Raw genomic sequence first — 16468 nt, 5'->3', positions numbered from 1 at the left:
CCATGGTCAACATGTCCTATTGTTCCTATGTTAACATGTGGTTTTGTTCTTTCAAATTTCTTTTTTGCCATCTTTTTTGTCCTCCTTAAAATATATCTTCGTATGTATTACGTATTCCCGGGTAAAAACCCCACAAAAAAAGCCTGTCAGCTGCAGGCTGTTCTACCGTCAATGACAGCAGTAATTTATTAAAAATTAGATATTTCTAGATATTGTGCTTTTCTAAAAATATTTCTAATTTTCTTTTTACTCTCTGCAGAGCATTATCTACGGATTTTACATGCTTATCAAGTGAATTAGCTATTTTTTGGTAAGATTTCCCTTCAAGGTACTCCTGTAATACATCAAATTCCAGTTCACTTAACATGCTTGATATTTCTTTTTCTATTAAATCATATGTTTCATTACTTATAAAAAGCACTTCCGGATTAGAAAGCTTTCCACCTTTAAGTACATCAAGTAATGTCCGATCTGATTCTTCGTCATATATTGGTTTGTTTAAAGAAACATATGTGTTCAGAGGCTGATGTTTCTGGCGTGTTGCAGCTTTTATAGCGGTAATAATCTGCCGTGTTATACAGAGTTCTGCAAAAGCTCTAAATGAAGCGAGACGTTCAATTTTATAATCTCGTACAGCTTTATAAAGACCGATCATACCTTCCTGAACTATATCTTCCCGGTCAGCACCTACAAGAAAATAAGATCTGGATTTAGCCAGAACAAAATTCTTATAGCGCCTGATTAAGGTTTCCTGAGCTTCTACATCACCCTGATGAACCAGTTCAATAAGTTCATCATCGGCCATCTGTTTATATTCTTCAAAAGTTATATTATCAAAATCAAGTTCATAAGCATTACTTTTCAACCAGAATCCCCTCCTTATACATTACTATTATACTTGTTTAAAAAGGCTTCGTCAAGAATTATCTTTTCAATCTCTGACGCACAGCCTCATAGAGAATTATACCTGCTGCAACTGATGCATTTAAAGATCCAAGCTGAGAAAACATAGGGATTTTTATTAAAAAATCACAATTTTCTTTAACTAACCTCCTGAGTCCACTTCCTTCACTCCCAATCACTATACCCAGTGATCCTTTTAGATCAGCATCATAGTGGAGTTGATCAGCTCCAACATCAGCACCGGCTATCCAGAAACCTTCCTCTTTTAGATCTTTAATTGTATAATTAATATTTGTAACCTGTATTAAAGGTATATGTTCGGCAGAACCAGCAGATGATTTTAAAACAACCGGTGTTATGCCAGCAGCACGCCTCTCCTGATATATAACTGCATCTGCACCAGCAGCATAGGCGGTTCTTATAATGGCCCCAAAATTATGTGGATCTTTAATTTCATCCAATATTACCACCAGTGGGTCACTATCTTTTTCTTTTATTTCAGCTGATAAATCTCCTAAAGTATATTCTGGAAGGGGATCAGCTTCTGCTATTACACCCTGATGTGAATGGGAAAGAGCTGTTTCATCTAATTTATACTTTGAAATCCTATTTATAGAAATATTTTTTGCTTCAGCCAGTTTTTTTATTTTCTCTATATTATCACCGGATATATTATTCTGAATAAATATTCTATGGATTTTTCTTTTTCCTTTTAGAGCTTCATAAACAGAATTCCTGCCTTCAATTCTAGCCATAAATTTATTCTCCTCTTTCTTTTTTCAAACTTTCTAATTTACCACAGCTAAGCTCACCTTCAGAACATATACCATCTGTTACACAGGGAGAACCTGCTTTTTCAAATAAAACAGGGGCAACTTCTTTTACCTGTTTTAACATCTGGTTTGCAATACTTCTTATTTCCCATTGTGCCCTTGTACAACAGCGAAGTCTAAAAAAATGATGAAGGGATCTAGCATTATATGAAACCATTAAATTGGTTTTTACTGTAGGAAGTACAAAACGGGCATCTTCGGGTGGGATGTCATTTTCCAGCATTTCTTTATAGATCTCTTTCCCTTGTTCCATCCAGCTTCGATACTTTTCAGCTGTTTTTTTGTTTTTGGATATAGAAGGAGGAGTAATATAATCAAACTCATCTTCAACAACATATCTCTGCGATCTCTGACTGTAAGAAGTGCCTATTCTCTGCCGTACAAGCTGATGACTGGTAACTCGACTGCAGACTATATGAAAATAAAAATAAGTATGTTCTAATGTTGAGTGGTGACCCATTTCAACCACTTTTTTGACTAATTTATTAACTTCTTCTTCAGACATTCTTTTTTGTAGTTCTTTTGCACCATCTTTTGAATAACACAGTCTTGCAGCAGTTGCAACATTTCTTTCTGGGTTTTTTGTATAATCAATTAATTCTGCTTTTGCTTTAACTTCCATATCATACCTCCTCATCTCTCAGTTTAGAAGAAATTTCCCATTTAGGACCGCGCGGTGTATCTTTTACTACAATACCAACTTCTTTTAATCGATCTCTAATGAGATCTGCTTTTTCCCAATCCTTTTCTTCTCTTGCACTTTCTCTTAAATCAAGCAGTATATCTACCAGTGAATTCAAAAGTTCAGAGTCATTTGCATAATTTTCAGCTGATGAAAATTCTAGACCCATTACATCTGCCAGCAGCATAAACACTTCTTCTGCTTCATTAAGTAGTGAAAAGTTTTTCTCATTTAATTCAAATCCAGTACGATTTATAAAGCGATTTATGTCTCCTGCAAAATCATGAATAACTCCTATTGTTCTGGCTGTATTAAAATCATCATCCATAGCTTCTTCAAATTCTTCCTGTCTTATTTTTATAGCTCTGGAAAATTTATTATTAGCTTCTTTATTTTCCTGATTATTACCTATATGACCGGTCAGTATTCCAGCCAGCTGTTTTCTGGTATTACTTAATCTTTTATAAGCTGTTTCGGCTTCTTCCAGCTGTTCAAAGCTGAAATCAATAGGACTTCCATAATGTCTGCTCAGCAGAAAATATCGTACAATTTCTCCGCTGAAATGCTTCAACACCTCTCGTGTTGTAAAAAAATTCCCAACTGATTTGGACATTTTTTCCCCTTTGAGATTAACGGTCCCATTATGCAGCCAGTATTTAACAAATTTTTTGCCACTGTATGCTTCTGACTGAGCTATTTCATTTTCATGATGAGGAAAAATTAGATCTGTTCCACCTCCATGTATATCAAAAGTAGCACCAAACCTTTTCATAGACATGGCAGAACATTCTATATGCCAGCCCGGCCATCCTTCACCCCAGGGACTTTCCCAACCTTTGCCAGGTTCAACTTTTTTCCAGAGTGCAAAGTCCATTGGATGTCTTTTATCTTCTTTTACTTCAATTCTGGCTCCAGCCTGCATATCTTCAATTGTTCTACCTGATAGTTTACCATAATCTTCAAAACTTTCCACACTAAAATAGACATTACCATCAGCCTCATATGCATATCCTTTTTCAACTAAAGTTTGCACCATCTCAATAATTTCATCAATGTTTTCACTGACGCGGAGGTACATATCTGCAGGCCTTATATTAAGTTCTTTAATATCTTCCAGAAAAGCTTTGGCATATTTATCGGCCAGTTCTTCAGGTGTTATACCTTCTTCTTCAGCACGCAGAACAATTTTTTCATTTATATCTGTAAAATTAGAAATATATTGAACTTCAAAACCTAAATATTCTAAATAACGTCTAATTACATCATAATTAATAGCACTTCTGATATGCCCAATATGAGAATAATTTTGAACTGTAAGACCACAAACATACATCTTTACAAGGCCTTCTTCTACAGGTTCAAAAACTTCCTTTTCTCTGCTTAAAGTATTGTACACTCTCAGCATATTTACACCCCTCTCTCTTTAAAAAAGAGCCTTCACTCAATAAGAGGAAGACCCATTTTATTTTTATTTATCTGAACCCAGTTCAAGTGCATAATCCAGTCTTCTTGCAACTTCATCAGCTCCAAAAATTGAAATAACACTAGTCATTTCCGGGCCAGATTTTTTTGCGGTTATGGCAAATCTAACCGGGTGATAAATTGTTCTTGCTTTTACAGGAAGTTCATTTTTCATTTCTTTAAATATATTATCTACTGCTTCTGGTGTAATCTTTTCTAAAGCATAAAGTTTGTCTTTTAGAGTTTCAAAAACAAGCCTCACATCTTCTCCAGCAAATTCTTCAGCCGCCTTTTCCTTATCAGAAAATTCAATATCTGTTAAAAACAATTCAGCTTCTTCAGGTATCTGTGCAAGATAATCTACAGAAGTTCTAACTTCATCGATAACCTTTTTCAGCCATTCTCTTTCTTGAACAGCTTGTTTATCATCAATTAAACCGGCTTTTACAAGAAAAGGTATAGAAAGATCAACAATTCTATCAAGATCACTTTCTCTAATATATTTTCCATTGACCCAGTTTAATTTATCTCTATCAAATACCGCACCACTTTTATTAACGTTTTTAATCGAAAACTTTTCAATAATTTCCTCACGTGAAAGTATTTCTTCATCACCGGGAGACCAGCCCAATAGAGCCATAAAATTAAATAGTGCTTCAGGAAGATATCCCTGTTCTCTAAATTCCCCAACATAGACAGAATCTTTGCCTCTTTTTTTGAGTTTTGCTCTGTTTTCATCCAGTATTAAAGGAAGATGTGCAAAATTAGGCAGATCAAACCCGAGAGATCTGTAAAGAAGAATCTGTTTTGGAGTATTGGAAAGATGATCTTCTCCTCTAATAACATGAGAAATCTTCATCAGAGCATCATCAATTACTACAGCAAAGTTATATGTAGGCATACCATCTGATTTAAAGATAATAAAATCATCCAGTACAGAACTGTTAAACTTGACATCACCTCTGATCAAATCTCTGACAATTATATCTTCCTTTTTATCAGGAAGGCGAAACCTTATAACAGGTTCTCTTCCTTCCTGACGAAATTTTTCTTTTTCTTCTTCTGTTAAATTTCTGCATGAACCATCATAACGCGGCATTCTATCTTCTGCCAGTGCTTTTTCCCTCATTTCTTCCAGTTCTTTCTGTGTACAGTAGCAGTGATAGGCTTTTCCTTCTTCAAGCAGCTTTTCTGCATATTCTTTATATATATCAATTCTTTCAGTCTGTCTGTATGGTCCATAATCACCACCAATACCAACACCTTCATCTGCATCCAAGCCCAGCCACTGCATTTCCCGCAGTATTATATCTTCAAATTCTTTTGTTGATCTTGCCTGATCAGTATCTTCTATTCTGAGAACAAGTTTTCCGCCTTTCTGCCTGGCAACAATCCAGTTAAAAAGTGCAGTCCTCATATTACCAATATGAATTTTTCCTGTTGGACTGGGTGGGAAGCGCAGCCTTATATCATTCATAAAATTATTCCTCCTAATTATCTCCTATTATTTTTATATAACACTTGTTCCAACTGTCAGCTGTTCTGGACCATCTACCAGAGCATGACCAAAACGTCCAAATATGGCTGCTGAAATATGTCCTTCTCCTCTAACTACAGCAATTTTAAAACCTCCGCCAAGACCTGGATTAATTAGAGCCAGCTGACTGTAAGCATCTTTAACTGCATTGGAGATAGCCATTTTTTCTCGGGAATTTTCGCTAATTACTCCTCGGGCAATTGCTGCAACTGTTGTACTCTCACGAAGTTTAATCGGCAGCTTTTCGGCATTAGCACCGGTCTGAGTAATTGCTCCTCTGTACCCATATCCTTCAATCTTTTTTAACCAGTATGATTCATAATCTCTGCTCCGTGTCATTGCAAGATAAATAGCAGAGCTTTCTGGAGTAATAGTTTTCTTTTCCATTGCCATTTCTTCTTCTTCATCTTTCAAATAACCATAAACAATATCTTCGGCTGTGACTACACCAACTAAATTTCCCTTTCCATCAAAAACAGGCAGACCGCCAATTCTATTATCAGATAAAACTTTAGCTGCTTCCTGTACTGTATTATCTGTTTTTATAGTTATTAAATCTACTGACATAAATTCTTTTACTGCAGCCTTTAAATCCTTTTCCGAAATTATATCACCATCTGTGAGTATTCCAACCAGTTTATCATCTTCTACAACCAGCAGACGTCCTATTTTATTAATGGAAAGTATCTTTTCTGCTTCCAGTATAGTCGTAGTCGGTTCTACTGTAATCGGACCTTCAGTCATGATATCTTTAACTAACATCATATCTGCTCCCTTCTTTGCCAACCCTCTGAAAAAAATAAAAAATTTCCTTCTCAACAATACTTACCACTGCATATGCAGCAATACCTTCTCCTCTACCTATAAAACCCATTTTTTCATTGGTTGTTCCTTTAAGATTTATTTTATTTTTTTTGATATTCATTTCCCTGCTGAGTGATTCTATTATTTTATCACTATAGGGATAAATTTTGGGTTTTTCTGCTACCAGAGTTAAATCACAATTGTTAATTACATAACCAGAACTCTCCACTCTCTCTACTACAGTTCTGAGCAGTTTTAGACTGCTGATATCTTTATACTGTGGATCATCATCTGGAAAATACTTTCCAATATCTCCTTCAGCTAAAGCACCTAAAAGTGCATCCATTAGTGCATGTGTAAGCACATCTGCATCTGAATGTCCCATAAGCCCTTTTGTTGATGGAATCACTACTCCACCTATTATGAGTTTTCTGTCTGAAGAAAACTTGTGACTGTCATAAGCAAATCCAACTTTAAACAATTATCTTCGCTCCCTTATAACCAGTTCTGCCTGAAATAGGTCTTCAGGTGTAGTTATTTTAAAATTATTGTATTCTCCATTAACTACAAAAACGCTGTGCCCATATTCTTCTACTATTGATGCATCATCAAGTGCTGTATCCCGTTCAAAGTCCTTATGTGCATTTATTATTAAATCTTTTTTGAATGCCTGTGGTGTCTGTATTGCAGATAACTTTTCTCTTTCCAGAGTTTCAACTACAAATCCATCTTTTACTATTTTTACAGTATCTTTTACCTTTACTCCACATGTAACTGCATCATGTTTCAAAACCTCTACATAGCACCTTTCAATCAATTCAACACTGAGCAGAGGTCTTGCTCCATCATGAACCATTACATATTCGACAGTCTGACTGAATCCACACAATCCATTATAAACTGAATCTTTTCTTGTCTTTCCACCTTCTACCATTGTTAAATTTATATCCCTTTTCAAAAAAAAGGGTTGAATTTTTTGCTGAAAAAAATTTTTTTCATCCGGATGCAGTACTACAACTATTTCTGCAGCTTTTCCCCAGTCAACAAAAGCTTTTAAAGTATGGTACAAAATAGGTTTTGAGCCAAGCTGTAGATACTGCTTATTTATTTCTCTATTCATTCGGCGGCCCTGTCCTGCGGCCGGTATTACGATTCCTATTTTCTCCATAGCTTTTCACTCTTTCTACATTGCATTTTCATTAACTTTAGGTTTAGCAAAAATCATTCTCCCTGCTGCAGTCTGCAGTACACTGGTAACAAGTACTGAAATATTATCACCCATATATTTAACACCTTCCTCAATTACTATCATAGTGCCATCATCTAAATAGGCAACACCCTGCCCATCTTCTTTACCTTTTTTAATAACTTTTACATCCATTTCTTCTCCAGGTAAGACCACTGGTTTTACTGCATTTGCCAGCTCATTTATATTTAATACAACAACACCTTGAAGGTCAGCAACTTTATTTAGGTTATAATCATTAGTAAGTATTTTAGCATCAATAATTTGTGCTAATCTGACAAGTTTGCTGTCAACTTCTGCAATTTCTTCAAAATCTTTTTCTACTATTTTAACATCAATCTTTGCAGTATTCTGCATCTTTTTTAATATATCCAGACCTCTTCTACCTCTATTTCTTTTTAGTGCATCTGAAGAATCTGCAATATGTCTGAGTTCTTCTAATACAAATTCTGGAATTATTAATTTACCTTCTATAAAATCAGTTTTACATATATCATAAATTCTTCCATCAATTATTACACTAGTATCGAGAATTTTATCACTGCTGCTGTTTTTATTCTGCATATATTCCATGCTATTTTTACTGCTGTCAAACAAAAATTTGCTGATATCTTTTTCCCTGTTTAAAGCAAGTGCAAAACCCATGTAGGTGAAAGTAACATTAATAAGAATCTGAATAGGCATTCCGACTCTTGGAATTTTAGGAATCGAAAAAACAAAATTTATAATAGCACCAAAAATAAGACCAATTATAAGTCCAATAATTCCAATTATTATTTTTTTCCAGGTTATTTCTTTTAACTTTATTTCAAATCCTGCAATAAGAGAAAGAGATCTTTCTAAAATATAATAGATAAGAAAAAACCCGGTAGCAGTTCCAATTACTATACCGAGAAATTGTGTGGTTAAAAATAAATCATTCCAATTCTGCCAGCTAAATTTATAATCACTGGCAAGGGAAAATACATATACAAGATTATATCCTATAATTCCACCAAAAATACCAAAAATAACTCTCATAATTTTTTTTAACATTATATCACCTCCTTTTCCATCTGTTTAGTTATAATTGTTACTCTTCATTATCCTCTTCATGTTCAGCAAAAAGTTTATCTAGTTTTTCCTGAATATCCTCTTTTGACATATCTTTTGCAAGAACCAGTTCACTAATTAAAATCTGTCTTGCATTGCTGAGCATTTTCTTTTCTCCTGTAGAAAGACCTTTTTCCTGATCTCTAATAGTCAAATTACGTACTACTTCCCCAACTTCAAAAATATCGCCTGTTTTAAGTTTTTCCATATTGGCCCTGTATCTCCGATTCCAATTCTGTGACATTTTGCTTTTATCACCTCTCAGCAGATCAAAAACCTCATCTGCTGTCTGCTCATCAATTACTCGTCTAATTCCTATCTCATCAACTTTCTCTACCGGGATCATTACCTTCATTTCCCCAATTGGAAGTTTCATTATATAATACTCTTTTTTTTCATCTAATATAGTTTTAGTCTCTATGGAAACAATAGTACCTGCACCATGATTAGGATAGACGACTTTATCACCTATTTTATACATATGATCCACTCCTCTTTAATAAAAGCAACAAAATACCATAATATAATTATAACATCCACTATTTTACCCGTCAATCTCATAAATTTATGTTATATATGTCTGTCCAGCAGAACCTGATCTCTTAATCTCCTCAAACCATCCTTAATAGCCTGTGCCCTTACTTCTCCAATTCCATCTACATCATCCAGTTCATCTACTGATGCCCTGATCACTTCCTGCAGTTTATCAAAATGTTCTACTAAATTTTCTATAACCGGCATCGGCAGTCGAGGTATTTTGCGGAGAATCCTGTATCCCCTCGGTGAAATTGACTGATCAAGTGCATTAACACTACCGCTGTATCCCAGTGCTTTGCTTATAGTGTTTAAAGTAAGTATTTCATCTGAAGACCAGTCAGTCAACTCTTCCAACAGATTTTCTGGTTTGGGCTGTTCCTCATCATCTTTTGCTTCAGCAATATAATCTTTAATCAGCAAAATTCCCTCTTCTTTTACATTTGTAACAAGTTCTTCAAGCTGCATTTTTATCAATCTGCCTTCTGTACCCAGTTCAGAAATATATTTTTCAATCTCACGCTGAATTTTCAAAACCATCTCTGTTCTCTGTATTACTGTTACCACATCTGAAATTGTAACTAGATCTTCAAACTCCAGAGCACTTAAATTTGTTAACGCCTGATCAAAAACAGAGCGGTATTTTTCCAGAGTCTGAACTGCCTGGTTGGCTTTTGTTAGTATTACCCCTATATCTTCTAAAATATGTTTATAATCTGCTTTATAAATAGTTATTATGGATCTTCTTTCCGAAATAGCTATTACAAGTTCTCCGGTCTGTTTTGCAACTCTTTCTGCAGTTTTGTGTCTGGTGCCTGTCTCAGTAGATGGTATAGTTGGATCAGGAATAAGCTGAGCATTTGCAACCAGTATCTTTTCCGCATCACGGTCAAGTACAATGGCTCCATCCATTTTGGCAAGTTCATATAGTTTAGTTGGTGTAAAAGAAGTATTAATCTCAAAACCATCGTTAACCAGAGAAAGTGTCTCCTCACTATCTCCAACAATCAGAAGAGCTCCTGTCTGTGCACGAAGTATATTTTCCAGGCCTTCTCTAAAATCTGTACCTGGTGCTAATATTTTCAAAATATCCAGCAGTTTTTCGTCATACTGTTCCATCTCTTCACCTCACTATTTATTAAAAATTATTTTTATAAATTCATTTATATTTTTTATCCCATCTATTGTGGTTTCTGGATTAAATTCAATTTTATCAAGACTGGCTTCGGGGATAATAATATGTTTAAAGCCAATTTTTTTTAATTCATTAATTCTTTTTTCTATCTGTCCAACTGCTCGAACTTCACCAGCAAGGCCAATTTCTCCAACCACAGCCATCTTATTATTTAAAGCAATATCTCTATAACTGGAAATTATAGCCGCTGCAATACCGAGATCAAGTCCAGGTTCTTCAACCGATAAACCACCTGTAATATTGACATTAACATCCTGATCTCTAAAATTTACTCCCAGACGTTTCTCCAATACCGCAAGCAGCAGTGATACCCTTTTGTAATTCACACCTGTTGTCAGCCGCTGTGGAGAAGAAAAAGCAGCATCTGTAACAAGAGATTGAACTTCTACAAGAAGTGTTCTGCTCCCTTCCAAAACAGGCACAACTATAGAACCTGAAACTCCTTCAAGCCTTTCATTAATAAAAAAACTGGACGGATTTTTAACTTCCTCTATTCCTGAAGAGGTCATCTCAAAAACACCAATTTCATTGGTAGATCCAAAGCGATTTTTTCTTGCTCTGAGCATTCTGTACATATGATAATTATCTCCTTCAAATTGAAGTACAGTATCAACTAAATGTTCCATTACTCTAGGTCCGGCCAGCTCTCCTTCTTTTGTTACATGACCAATTAAAACAATTGGTATTCCAGTTGTTTTTGCCAGTTTTAAAAGCCGTGATGTAATCTCTTTTACCTGTGCCATATTTCCAGGTGCAGAATCTTTTTCTGGTATATGCACAGTCTGAATAGAATCAACAACAATAAAACTGTAATCCTGATTTTCTGACAGGTGATTTTCAAACAGAGTATAATCAGTTTCAGTAAAAATATTTAGATTATCATTAACACATTTCAATCTTTCTGCACGCATTTTTAACTGCTGAGCCGATTCTTCTCCAGAAAAATAAAGAGTTTTTCCATATTTTTCACTAAAAAGAGAAGCCACCTGAAGTATCAGTGTTGATTTACCAATACCAGGGGCTCCACCAAGCAAAACTAGAGAACCAGCTACAATTCCCCCTCCTAAAACTCTGTCCAATTCTTCAATGCCACTCGTAAGGCGCTGTTTTTCTACTGCAGCAATTTTAGTTATAGGAAGAGGCTCATTGTTTTCTTTTACTCCAATTTCTATTCTTGTTTTTTTATTTTTTGGATCTTCAATTTTTTCTACAAAAGTATTCCAGTTTCCACAGCTGGAACATCTTCCCATCCAATTAACTGATTTATATCCACATTCTTTGCAAACATAATATCTTTTTTCTTTAGCCATATATCTGTACTCCTGAATAGATAATTTTTTCTTTAAATAACTTCTGTTTCCATATAATTATATCATTTTTTACAACTTTTTACAAGCTATCTGCGTACTTAATATGAACTATGCTGACCATTATTTTTTTGTAAATTTAAGTTCATTTCCATCATAATCTATCTCCACTTTACTGCCTTCTTCTATTTCTTTATCGAGTATTTTTATTGATAATGGATTCTCAATCTGTTTTTGTATTGTTCTGCGCAGAGGTCTAGCACCAAATTCTGCATCATATCCATCTTCAGCTAGCTTAATTTTAGCTTTTTCTGTTACTTCAATTTTAATAGATTTTTCTTCCAGGCGTTTTCTTAAATCGTCAAGCATTAAATCAACAATTTCTTTTATATGATCTTTACTGAGGGAGTGGAATACTATTGTTTCATCAAGGCGGTTCAAAAATTCAGGTCTAAATGTTCTTCTCAACTGAGACATTACATTGTCTTTCATAGATTCATAATCAGCCTTTTCATCAAATTCTGCTTTAAAACCAAGCTGAGACTGCTTTTCTATAAAGTCCGCACCAACATTTGAAGTCATTATTACTATTGTGTTTTTAAAGTCCACTTTTCGTCCATGTGTATCTGTTAAAACTCCATCTTCCAGAATTTGGAGCAGTACATTAAATACATCTGGATGTGCTTTTTCTATCTCATCAAATAGAATTACAGAATATGGCCTTCTTCTTACCGGTTCAGTAAGCTGTCCACCTTCATCATGACCTATATAGCCTGGAGGTGATCCTACAAGTCTTGAAACTGAATGTTTCTCCATATATTCAGACATATCTATTCTAATCATTGCATCTTCATCATTAAACATTGCTTCGGCCAGTGTTCTTGCAAGTTCTGTTTTACCAACACCTGTAGGTCCTAAAAAAATAAATGAACCAATTGGTCTTTTAGGATCTTTTAATCCAGCTCTGGCTCTTCTTACTGCTTCAGAAACAGCCTTGATTGCTTCATCCTGCCCTATTACCCTTTTGTGAAGTTCATCTTCCAGCCGCATTAGACGCGATGTTTCTTCTTCTTCAAGTTTTGTGACAGGTATACCTGTCCAGCTGGATACTATTTCTGCTATATCTTCAGGTGTTACAACAGATTCTGTCATTCCCTTTTTTTGTTCCCAGCTGTTTTTTAGTTCTTCCATTTCTTTTTTTAGCTCTTTTTCTTTATCTCTCATTCTAGCTGCTTTTTCAAACTCCTGATTTTTTACAGCTGCTTCTTTTTCTTTTTCAGCCTCTTCTATTTTTTTATTAAGCTCTTTAAATTCTTTCGGCCTGGTATTACTGCTGAGGCGCACTTTAGATGCTGCCTCATCTATTAAATCTATAGCTTTATCAGGCAGAAAACGATCTGAAATATATCTGTGAGAAAGCAGAACTGCAGACTCTAATGCTTCATCACTGATTTTAACTTTATGGTGTGCTTCATATGGATCTCTTAAACCTTTAAGAATATCTATTGCCTGTTCTGTAGTATTTTCTTCAATTAAAATAGACTGAAAACGTCTTTCTAATGCAGCATCTTTTTCTATATATTTTCTGTATTCATCAAGTGTAGTTGCACCAACAGCCTGAAGTTCTCCCCGTGCCAGAGCAGGTTTCAAAATATTTGCTGCATCTATTGCACCTTCTGCTGCTCCTGCTCCTACAAGTGTGTGCATCTCATCAATAAATAATATTATATCACCACTATTGATAATTTCATTCATTACTGACTTTAACCTCTGTTCAAATTCACCCCGATATTTTGAACCGGCAACAAGAGCACTTAAATCAAGAGAAACAACTCTTTTGTCTAAAAGAAGTTCTGGTACATTTTCACTAATAATCATCTGTGCCAACCCTTCAACTATCGCAGTTTTACCAACTCCCGGTTCTCCAATTAAAACCGGATTATTTTTGGTCCTTCTGCTCAATACCTGTATTACTCTATGAATTTCTTTATCTCTCCCAATAACAGGATCTAACTTGTTTTCCCTGGCCATTTCTGTTAAATCTCGGCTGTATTCATCCAGATTGTTTGTTTTTCTTTTTGATGATTTTGATTTTTTCTTCAGATTGTCTTTACCGCCAAGTAAATCCACTATTTCTTCTTTTATATTTTCTAAATCACTGTTTAATTCTATTAGTATTCTTACTGCAACACCCTCTCCTTCTCTAATTAATCCCAAAAGAAGGTGTTCTGTACCTATATAATTATGCCCCATTTTTCTTGCTTCATCCATAGCCAGATTTAACACTTTTTTACTTCTGGGAGTCAGACCAATAGATCCATTCACTTCATTTTTGCCTTCACCAATCATTTCAATTATCTTTTCTCTAACATTTTCTACACTAATATTATTGTCAATTAAGGCACGAGCTGCTATTCCCTGACCTTCTTTTATAAGCCCATACAAAATATGCTCTGTACCTACATAGCTGTGCTTTAAATCTAAAGCTCCTTTTTCAGCCAGACTGAGAACTTTTCTAGCTCTTTCAGTAAATTTTGCAAACATTCTCTTCACTCTCCCTTATATCAATTTATTTTTAATTACTTCTGATCTAATGATATTCAAATTTTCTTGATCAATATTTTCTTCACTAATTTGTAAGTGAGCTGGCCTTACATTAATTAATAAATCACTGAAAAAATCATTTTCTACATCTCCTTTTTCAATTAAACCTGTATCATGTCCAAATTTAACTTTTGCCAATAGTTTTAAAGCTTCTTCCTCTTCAATTTGATGCGAATATTTTAAAATTCCTAAAGATCTCTGAACACTATCTTTTATATTATCATATTTATTATTAATTAAAAGCTGTCTGCTTTTTCTTTCCTCATAAATTATATGGCCCAATATGCTGTATAAATTTTCAATTATTTCTTTTTCAGAATGACCCAATGTTATTTGATTTGAAATCTGATAAAGACCACCACTGGAACTGCTTCCTTCGCCATAAACACCTCTAACTGTTAAACCAAATTTTCCTATTGCTCCCAAAATATTTCTTAATCTCCCGGTTAAAGTTAGAGCAGGTAGATGACACATTGCTGAAGCTCTCAAACCTGTACCAACATTTGTCGGACATGAGGTTAAATAACCCAATTTTTCGGAAAATGCATAATCAACATCTTCTTCTATTTTATCATCAAGCAAATCAATTTTTTCCCATAATTCATTAAAATTTAATCCAGGAGATATAATCTGTATTCTCAGGTGATCTTCTTCATTTATCATTACACTTATATTGTCATTTATAACTAAAGCTCTTTCACTATTTTCCCTTGCATGTTCAGCACTAATAAAATTTTTTTCATAAAGCAGCTCTTTTTCAATATTATCAAGCTGGTCCATTTTCATAAACATATAATCATCAGAAGAAAAAACTTCTACATTATTTTTTAAAAAAGCAATAATTTCACTTCTTGTTTTTCTATCAGCTTTATTTGGAAAAAGAAAATTTTCTAAATTTCTTGCAAGTCTAATCCTGCTGCTGACCACAACATCTTTTTCTGGCCCTTTTCCAATCAGCGGATTATTAAATTCTTTTACTTTATTCATCTTTAATCTTCCTCCATGCTGTTTTTTATTACACGGATTTTATCTCTAATTTCAGCTGCCTTTTCAAAATTTTCCTCTGCAACAGCTTCATCCATCAATTTTTTTAATTTATTGATATCTCTTCTGTATTTAACTGTATCTCTAATTTTTCTTGGGATTTTACCAGAATGATAGGTACTTCCATGAATTCTTTTCATCAACGGTTCAAGTTTCTCTGAAAAAGCATCATAACATTCAGCACAACCAAAAAGACCTTTTTGAGAAAATTCTTCAAAACTGGATCCACATCTGCTGCATACTTTCCTACTCTTACTGTTATTATTATCTTTAATCTCCTTTTCATTTTCAAATAGATGTGAGTTTAAAACTCCTGATAAAAATTTCTGAAAACTCAGATTGTTATCCGGAGCAAAATTAATGTGTCCTGTCTCCTCTGCGCATTTTTCACATAAATGCAGTTCCTGTTTATGTCCATTTACAATTTTAGTCAAATAAACAACTGCTTCATTTTTTTTACATCGATCACAGAGCATCATTAATCCTCCTCCACTTTAAAAATAACTTCAAGCATATTTTCCATCAGTCTGGACCGCAAATAATCTCTTTCCGGCAGACTGATGCCTATTACATCTCTGTGTACTACCATCTTCATCAAATAATACTCTCTTTTAGAAATAAAATCATTTTCATACAGCCTATTTATAATTCCTTCTGCCTCTTTTTGACTTATTGGTTCATCCTTTAGATTTGATATTATCTGCTGTATAACCTTTTTGCTGGAATTCAGCTTCACTCGAATAATCCTAATAAATCCACCTCCACCACGCTGACTTTCTACAACATATCCTTTTTCTACTGTAAATCTTGTATCTAAAACATAATTAATCTGTGAAGGAGCACAGTCAAAGTTATCAGCAAGCTGATTTCTTTTAATCTTAACTCGTCCTTTATACTTATTTAACTGCTGCCTTAAATAATTTTCTATTTGATCGGATAAACTTGCCATAATAATCGCCTCCTGTCTTTGACTATTCTTGACCTTTTATTATATAATACAATATTTATGAAAAAATGCAAGTTTTTTTCCCTATTTTTATAAAAAAAACCGGCAAAACTTAACTTCCTTTGCCGGTTTTGAGCATATATTCGTTTTTTAGTAAAATTAAAATCTTACCATTGTAATTCTGGAAACTATTTTATTCTTCTGACCAACCCTGAGCTCTTTCTACAGCGCGCTTCCAATTTGAGTAGAGCTTTTCTTTCTTTTCTTCTGCCATACTTGG

At 34.3% G+C, this 16468-nt stretch carries 17 protein-coding genes; 1 reads left to right on the top strand and 16 read right to left on the bottom strand.

The features are described 5' to 3' along the window. Positions 1-192: hypothetical protein (locus tag DER71_RS12560; protein WP_369834971.1), on the top strand; the 192-nt coding region annotated here is incomplete at its 5' end. Between the two features lie 13 nt (positions 193-205). On the opposite strand, the gene sigH is transcribed toward DER71_RS12560, so the two are convergent. The 16 genes from sigH to DER71_RS10340 all read right to left on the bottom strand — a co-directional run bounded on the left by sigH (position 206) and on the right by DER71_RS10340 (position 16191). After that, positions 206-865 carry an RNA polymerase sporulation sigma factor SigH gene (gene sigH, locus DER71_RS10415; RefSeq protein ID WP_114458866.1) on the bottom strand — a complete coding sequence of 220 codons (660 nt, stop codon included), beginning with the start codon at positions 863-865 and terminating at the stop codon, positions 206-208. Between the two features lie 58 nt (positions 866-923). After that, entirely contained in the window at positions 924-1658 is a 735-nt protein-coding gene (gene rlmB / locus DER71_RS10410) for a 23S rRNA (guanosine(2251)-2'-O)-methyltransferase RlmB (RefSeq protein WP_114458865.1), read from the bottom strand. A 4-nt stretch (positions 1659-1662) separates the two neighbouring features. Further along, on the bottom strand, positions 1663-2358 hold the full coding sequence (thyX, locus tag DER71_RS10405) for an FAD-dependent thymidylate synthase (protein ID WP_114458864.1): 696 nt from the start codon (positions 2356-2358) through the stop codon (positions 1663-1665). A 1-nt stretch (position 2359) separates the two neighbouring features. Further along, positions 2360-3823: a cysteine--tRNA ligase gene (cysS, locus tag DER71_RS10400; protein ID WP_114458863.1), complete on the bottom strand. Its 1464-nt coding sequence runs from the start codon at positions 3821-3823 to the stop codon at positions 2360-2362. 63 nt (positions 3824-3886) lie between these two features. Further along, positions 3887-5356: a glutamate--tRNA ligase gene (gene gltX / locus DER71_RS10395; protein ID WP_114458862.1), complete on the bottom strand. Its 1470-nt coding sequence runs from the start codon at positions 5354-5356 to the stop codon at positions 3887-3889. A 33-nt stretch (positions 5357-5389) separates the two neighbouring features. After that, a complete protein-coding gene (locus DER71_RS10390) occupies positions 5390-6181 on the bottom strand; it encodes a HutP family protein (protein ID WP_114458861.1) in 792 nt (263 codons plus the stop codon). Further along, on the bottom strand, positions 6168-6701 hold the full coding sequence (gene ispF / locus DER71_RS10385; RefSeq protein WP_114458860.1) for a 2-C-methyl-D-erythritol 2,4-cyclodiphosphate synthase: 534 nt from the start codon (positions 6699-6701) through the stop codon (positions 6168-6170). The genes DER71_RS10390 and ispF overlap by 14 nt, the downstream gene beginning before the upstream one ends. Next, positions 6702-7388, bottom strand: coding sequence for a 2-C-methyl-D-erythritol 4-phosphate cytidylyltransferase (gene ispD / locus DER71_RS10380; protein WP_114458859.1), 687 nt, complete (start codon positions 7386-7388; stop codon positions 6702-6704). 15 nt (positions 7389-7403) lie between these two features. Then, positions 7404-8501 (bottom strand): PIN/TRAM domain-containing protein, encoded by a 1098-nt coding sequence (locus tag DER71_RS10375; RefSeq protein ID WP_114458858.1) that lies wholly within the window; start codon positions 8499-8501, stop codon positions 7404-7406. Positions 8502-8538: 37 nt separating this feature from the next. Continuing rightward, positions 8539-9039, bottom strand: a complete 501-nt coding sequence (locus tag DER71_RS10370; RefSeq protein ID WP_114458857.1) for a CarD family transcriptional regulator — start codon at positions 9037-9039, stop codon at positions 8539-8541. A gap of 89 nt (positions 9040-9128) precedes the next feature. Beyond that, positions 9129-10211 (bottom strand): DNA integrity scanning diadenylate cyclase DisA, encoded by a 1083-nt coding sequence (disA, locus tag DER71_RS10365; protein WP_114458856.1) that lies wholly within the window; start codon positions 10209-10211, stop codon positions 9129-9131. Between the two features lie 12 nt (positions 10212-10223). After that, positions 10224-11597 carry a DNA repair protein RadA gene (gene radA, locus DER71_RS10360; protein WP_114458855.1) on the bottom strand — a complete coding sequence of 458 codons (1374 nt, stop codon included), beginning with the start codon at positions 11595-11597 and terminating at the stop codon, positions 10224-10226. Positions 11598-11717: 120 nt separating this feature from the next. Then, entirely contained in the window at positions 11718-14138 is a 2421-nt protein-coding gene (locus DER71_RS10355) for an ATP-dependent Clp protease ATP-binding subunit (RefSeq protein ID WP_114458854.1), read from the bottom strand. Between the two features lie 15 nt (positions 14139-14153). Further along, positions 14154-15185 carry a protein arginine kinase gene (locus DER71_RS10350; RefSeq protein ID WP_114458853.1) on the bottom strand — a complete coding sequence of 344 codons (1032 nt, stop codon included), beginning with the start codon at positions 15183-15185 and terminating at the stop codon, positions 14154-14156. A gap of 2 nt (positions 15186-15187) precedes the next feature. Then, positions 15188-15721 carry a UvrB/UvrC motif-containing protein gene (locus DER71_RS10345; RefSeq protein WP_233487055.1) on the bottom strand — a complete coding sequence of 178 codons (534 nt, stop codon included), beginning with the start codon at positions 15719-15721 and terminating at the stop codon, positions 15188-15190. Next, positions 15721-16191 (bottom strand): CtsR family transcriptional regulator, encoded by a 471-nt coding sequence (locus DER71_RS10340; RefSeq protein ID WP_114458851.1) that lies wholly within the window; start codon positions 16189-16191, stop codon positions 15721-15723. The genes DER71_RS10345 and DER71_RS10340 overlap by 1 nt, the downstream gene beginning before the upstream one ends. Positions 16192-16468 lie beyond the last annotated feature (277 nt).

This window comes from Halanaerobium sp. DL-01 (assembly GCF_003338615.1).
In the GTDB taxonomy this organism is placed as follows: Bacteria; Bacillota; Halanaerobiia; order Halanaerobiales; family Halanaerobiaceae; genus QPJE01.
The sequence above is the reverse complement of the archived record's forward strand: the minus strand, read 5'-3'. Positions and strand labels throughout refer to the sequence as shown.